Source organism: Kitasatospora sp. NPDC054768 (assembly GCF_053612025.1).
In genome coordinates this window covers 1-5,433 of sequence record NZ_JBSHBN010000291.1, presented here as the reverse complement: position 1 = coordinate 5,433, position 5,433 = coordinate 1, and the positions used below count along the sequence as shown (strand labels likewise).

Annotated in this window: 3 protein-coding genes and 3 pseudogenes; 4 read left to right on the top strand and 2 right to left on the bottom strand. The window is 65.2% G+C overall.

Translation table 11 applies throughout. From position 1 onward, the window contains the following. Positions 1-120: 120 nt before the first annotated feature. From ACWGKU_RS40320 to ACWGKU_RS40305, 4 genes and pseudogenes are all read left to right on the top strand, one after another. Positions 121-1,086: pseudogene (locus ACWGKU_RS40320) on the top strand (ISAzo13 family transposase); the annotation flags it as partial. Further along, a complete protein-coding gene (locus tag ACWGKU_RS40315; protein ID WP_421813769.1) occupies positions 1,063-2,445 on the top strand; it encodes an IS4 family transposase in 1,383 nt (460 codons plus the stop codon). The pseudogene ACWGKU_RS40320 and the gene ACWGKU_RS40315, both read left to right, overlap by 24 nt. Positions 2,446-2,463: 18 nt before the next feature. Continuing rightward, a pseudogene (locus ACWGKU_RS40310) lies at positions 2,464-3,156 on the top strand (ISAzo13-like element transposase-related protein); the annotation flags it as partial. A 15-nt stretch (positions 3,157-3,171) separates the two neighbouring features. Beyond that, a pseudogene (locus tag ACWGKU_RS40305) lies at positions 3,172-3,477 on the top strand (transposase); the annotation flags it as partial. A gap of 36 nt (positions 3,478-3,513) precedes the next feature. Here the strand turns inward: ACWGKU_RS40305 and ACWGKU_RS40300 are convergent. After that, a complete protein-coding gene (locus ACWGKU_RS40300) occupies positions 3,514-3,954 on the bottom strand; it encodes a large conductance mechanosensitive channel protein MscL (RefSeq protein WP_331768686.1) in 441 nt (146 codons plus the stop codon). Between the two features lie 421 nt (positions 3,955-4,375). Beyond that, positions 4,376-4,804, bottom strand: coding sequence for a hypothetical protein (locus ACWGKU_RS40295; protein ID WP_331768684.1), 429 nt, complete (start codon positions 4,802-4,804; stop codon positions 4,376-4,378). Positions 4,805-5,433 lie beyond the last annotated feature (629 nt).

Genomic DNA, 5,433 nt, shown 5'->3' with positions numbered 1-5,433 from the left:
GTCCACCTGCGGCAGCAGGGGCTCTATCCGCTCCCACACCACGTCCGTCAACTCGCCTCGACCTGCCACAAGATCAATTATCAGACAGGCCTTAGTTAACTCGCATCCAAGTTTGAGGCATTGCTGCCGCATCTGGACGAGCGGCAGCGCCGTCTGACGATAGGAGCCGAGGCCCGGGTGGTGGGACACGACGGGATCCGGGCCGTCGCCCGCGCGGCGGGCGTCAGCGAGGCGACCGTGTCCAAGGGCGTGACCGAGCTGGAGTCGGGCCAGGCCCCGTTGGGGCGGGTGCGCCGGCCGGGCGGAGGGCGCAAGCGACTGGTCGAACTCGACTCCGGGCTGCGGTCGGTGCTGCTGGCGTTGGTCGAGCCCGATGTACGCGGTGATCCGATGTCGCCGTTGCGGTGGACGACGAAGTCCACCCGCCGCCTGACCTCGGAGCTGACCGGACAGGGCCACCGGATCTCGGCCGACACGGTCGCCGACCTGCTCCGCGAGGAAGGCTTCAGCCTCCAGGCCAACACCAAGACCCTTGAAGGCACCCAACACCCAGACCGCGACGCGCAGTTCCGCCACCTCAACGAACAGGTCCGCGAGCACCGGGACGCGGGCCAACCGGTGATCAGTGTGGACACCAAGAAGAAGGAACTGGTCGGCGAGTTCAAGAACAGCGGCCGCGAGTGGCAGCCCACCGGCGAGCCGGTGCGGGTCAGCGTCCACGACTTCGCCGATCCCGAGCTGGGCAAGGCCGTCCCGTACGGGATCTACGACCTCGCGGCGAACGCCGGCTGGGTCAACGTCGGCTGCGACCACGACACCGCCGCCTTCGCGGTGGCCCCGATCCGCCGATGGTGGCACGGCCAGGGCAAGGACACCTGCCCGCAGGCCACCCGCTTGCTGATCACCGCGGACGCCGGGGGCTCCAACGGCCACCGCACCCGGGCCTGGAAGATCGAGCTCGCCGCCTTGGCCGCCGAAACCGGGCTGACCATCACCGTGTGCCACCTGCCGCCGGGCACCCAATGCCGTTGCTTGAATTCGAGAACAACTGCCGCGGAACGGGTGACGGTGTCGGGGCGGGGTCGTTGGTCCGGTTGTGCATCCGTGGAGTGGCTTGTCCGACGAGGTACGGCTTGGTGTCCTGACCGAGTGGGTGCTGCCGGGGTTGGTGGACCAGGCGCTGGCGGAGTGCCGTCGGCGGGACCGGCGTCCGGGGGCGCTGCCGTCCCGGTTCATGGTCACTACGTGCTCGCGTTGGCGCTGTTCCATCAGGACTCCTACGACGATGTCGCGGAGAACCTGGTGGGTGCATGGCCGGATATGCACGAGGCGATCCCGAACAAGTCCTCGTTCACGCGGGCTCGGCGGCGGCTGGGCGAGGCGGCGCTGGAGGCGGTGTTCCGGAAGCTGGCCGGGCCGGCGGCGCCGCTGGGGCTTTCGGGTGCGTTCTACCGTGGGATGCGGGTCGCGGCGGTGGACGGGTTCGTGCTGGATGCGCCGGACACACCTGCCAACCGGGCCGAGCTGGGCGGGCTCCTGGACGTGCGAGGTAACCCGGCCGGGTTCCCGCAGGTGCGGGTGGTGACCTTGACGGAGGCCGCGACGCACGCGTCGGTGGACGTCCGGGTGGGCGCATTCAGCGGCGGGGAACGGGAGTTGGCGGTGGCGATGGCTGGCAGTGCGGCGGGGATGCTCGTCATCATGGGTCGCGGCTTCCCAGGCGTCGAGCTGTGGAAGGCCTACGCGCGGGCCGGGGCTCACCTGCTCCTGCGGGCCCGCTCAAGCGTGGCCCGCCGCCCGGTCGAGCACCTGCCGGACGGCACCTACCTGGCGCGGATGAACCTGGCCGGACAGAAGGGGAACCACCCCGGCGGGGTGTTGGTGCGCGTCATCGAGTACCAGGTCGACGGCGGCGAGGTCATCCGCCTGCTGACCGATCTGATGGACCCTGACGCCTTCCCCGCCGCGGAGTTGGCGGCCTTGTATCACGAGCGCTGGGAAGCGGAGACCACCTATCGGCAGATCAAGACGTTCCAGCGCGGTGGTCTGGCGATCCTGCGCTCCGCCGACCCGGAACTGGCACGCCAGGAGGCGTGGGCGCACTTGATCATCCATCACTGCCTGACTCGGATCGTCATGCGCGTCGCCGACCGCGGCCGGTTCGACCCCGACCGGATCTCCTTCCTCAAGATCCTCAAGCACGTCCGGCGCAGCGTGGTCCGGCAGAGCCAGCACACCCCGGCCAGGATGAAGCAGTTCCTGGCGAACATGGCAGCGAAAGTCCGCCGCAAGCTCGACAGCGGCCCCAGGCGGCTCAGGGAAGCCGACCGGCTCCTGAAACGCGCCGACGGCCGCTACTCAATCCGCAAGGCAGGTCAACCACGTCGACCGACCCGACGTGTCCCAGCGAAGACCATCACCCTGAACCCTATGATAGTTCACTGAGTCAAGCAACGGCATTGGCCGGGCACCTCGAAGTGGAACAAGATCGAGCACAGGTTGTTCTCCCACATCACCATGAACTGGCGAGGCCGCCCACTGACCAGCCGCGAGGTCATCGTGCAGACCATCGCCGCCACCACCAGCCGCAGCGGACTGCGCGTCCACGCCGAACTCGACACCGGCAGCTACCCGACCGGCGTCAAGATCGGCGACGCGGACATGGCCGCGCTGCCGCTTACCCGGCACGCCTTCCACGGCGACTGGAACTACGTCCTCCACCCTGCGCTGGTGGGCGTGTCCCCTGCCAAGGAGCATGTTCCCGGCGTCGCCTGGGACCAGGCCACGCTGTCCGATCCCACCCTGACCGGCATGTCCCAGCACGACCTGGACGTCCTCACCGCCAGCCTGGCCGCTCTGCACGAAGCACAACCCGGCGCCGGGATGGGCCGCCCGCCCCGGCTGCCCTTTCCCGAGCAGGTCCTGGCTACCGTCCTCCACCTGCGGCTCGGCCTGCCCGCAGAACCCCTCGCCGTGCTGTTCGGCAGCAGCCGGAGCGCGGTGCACCGCACCTTCCACAAGATCAGGCAGCTACTCGACCGGCACGGGGCCGAGATCCCGCCCGCACCATCCCCGCCCACCGCCCTGGCCGCCATCCACGCCCGCGTCGTCACACAAGGACGTGAGCCCAACTCCGCCACAAAATCAGCGTGTTAATTATCTGCAAGCCCTTACCCGAGCATCTCCAAGAGCTGGGTCGACACTGGCTTCAAGAACGCAATGATCGAGCACGGCGCAAGCCTCGGAGTCGACGTCGAGGTCGTCCACCGGAAGTCCGACGTCCCTGGATTTCACGGGGCGAAAAGGCGATGGGTGGTCGAACGAAGCTTGGGGTGGATCATGCAACGCCGCCGCCTCGCCCGCGACTACGAGACCCTCCCGGCCAGCTCCGAAGCCATGATCCACATTGCCTCGATCGACAACCTCACCAAGCGCATAACGGACGAGACCACACCAACCTGGCGAGGAACTTACTAGAACATAAAGGGCAAACCACTCTCACCAAATGCCCTCTTACAGACCGCCGACCGGCGGGATGGGCTGGTTGGTGCCGCAGTAGCGGCACTTGGTGGCACTCCGCGGGATATCGTCGGAGGCGCAGGCCGGGCAGGTCTTCGCGGGTTTCGGGGGACCGAAGACGCTGATTCCCCGGCGGGCCTGGACCAGCTTGTACGGGACAAAAATCAGGAAGTAGACCACCGCCATGAAGATCACGAAATAGATCAGGGCGGAGATGAACTGCCCGATGTTGAGGTACGTCGAGGTGTTACCCGGATCACCCAACTGCCAGCCGAGTCCGGCCGAATGGCCGCCCTGAGTCCGAGTGATGATCGGCGTTATCACGTTGTCCGTGAACGCCTTGATCAGTGTGCTGAACGCTAATGCAACGATCAACCCGATGGCCACAAAAACGACATCACCGCGCGTCAAAAAGTTCTTGAATCCATTGAGCATGACTGCTCCTCGCAGGTCTGGTTAGGGGCGCCTAGCCGACGCCAAGGTCAAGGCCAGCCCATCCCGCCACAGCGCGCCACCAGAGCTGCGCCGACCGAGTGGTGACCGTCGTCGTTTCGGTATGTCCACGGTTGGACTGCGAGGTACGTCACATGTTCCAGGCTCTGGTGATCGCTTTAGGAAGCGCCAGTGAATCCCGCTGCGAGTGGCAGTGGGTGGCGCCCTTCCAGAGGCGGGCGGACTGCTTGCCAATGGTGATGTCGAGCCGCTGTTCCTCAGGGGGCTTGGCCACGGGGCGGCCGGTGGTCGGCCGAGGGCGGTGATGCGGCTAGGCTACACGGGCACCGGGCAGCATTGCGCCGGCGGCCGACCACCGGCCCCTCGCGGCGGGAGACCGCAGACACGCTCTGATCGAGATCGGTCAACTTGCCAAGAACTTGGTGTTCTTGGTGGCGAAGGTGGCAGTCCCGACCTTAACCAACTCCGGATCCGGGGTACTGGCAGGAGGTGGCATCGTCGCCGGGGTGGTGACCTGGAATTTTGCAGTAAAAGAGGATCCCTTGAGGAGTAGGGATTTATTTCCATTTTTTGTCTTCGCCGTTGTGTTTGCAGGGGGCAGTTCGAGGCTTAGTTTGCCCATGCCTGCTACGGAATGAGAGGGAGTAGTGTAATTAAGGGGGGTGGAGATTGACAGTGGAAGCTCGTCACCCATTAGGCAGGCGCGAAGATTGTCGACTGACAAATTCGCACTCGAGCCAATGATTGGCACTGGGGAAACGATAGCGGGGATGATTGCCGTGGGAATGGTTACGGCGATAGTGTCATTCGTAATGATGACGAAATTACTCATTATCTCTCCTTGTCAAAAGAAGTGGCACCGGCAGGTGGCTCTGGAGCATACATCTCTCGCCTGCAGGTGGCTGGGCCACGTCGCCGTGTGCACCGCGGACTGGATGAGCGGGCTCCCGATGGTGCCTGATCCGCATTTTGCGTCACCCGGTTGTAGCTCCAGTGTTAAGCCTGCCAGGTCTGGCAGTTGATCTTATATGAGGCCTCGTTAGGGCGATAGTGCTGCCCGCTGGTGGGGGCGTGAGCGACATTGGTGGGTTTTGCCCATACGGGAGTCCATGCTGCCTGAACATGGCCTCGGATTCGCCTGGCTACGGGCGGAATCATCGACGATGGTAGCGATATGGGGGGTCCCGGCCATCCTCAGAGGGCGGTTCGAGAGTTGATGTCCGTTTCGAAGTAAAGCAGGACAGGGCTGCTGGTCGCGGGGCTTGGTCGGCTACTGCTTCTTGGTAAAGCTGCCGGTGTCGACTTCGATGAGGACATCGAGTTTGACCAGGCGTTTCAGCTTGGCGCGGGTGCCTTCGATGTTCTTCCAGGGCTGTTGCAAAGTCCCGGTTAGGGCATGAGTCCGCAGGTCATAACGGGGTGAGAGGCGGGAGTCGATCCGTCACGTACGCATCGAAGCTC

What these genes read in the sequence shown, in the direction of transcription:
- ACWGKU_RS40300 (WP_331768686.1), bottom strand. Translation starts at nt 3,954, where the DNA reads ATGCTCAATGGATTCAAGAACTTTTTGACGCGCGGTGATGTCGTTTTT.
- ACWGKU_RS40295 (WP_331768684.1), bottom strand. Translation starts at nt 4,804, where the DNA reads ATGAGTAATTTCGTCATCATTACGAATGACACTATCGCCGTAACCATT.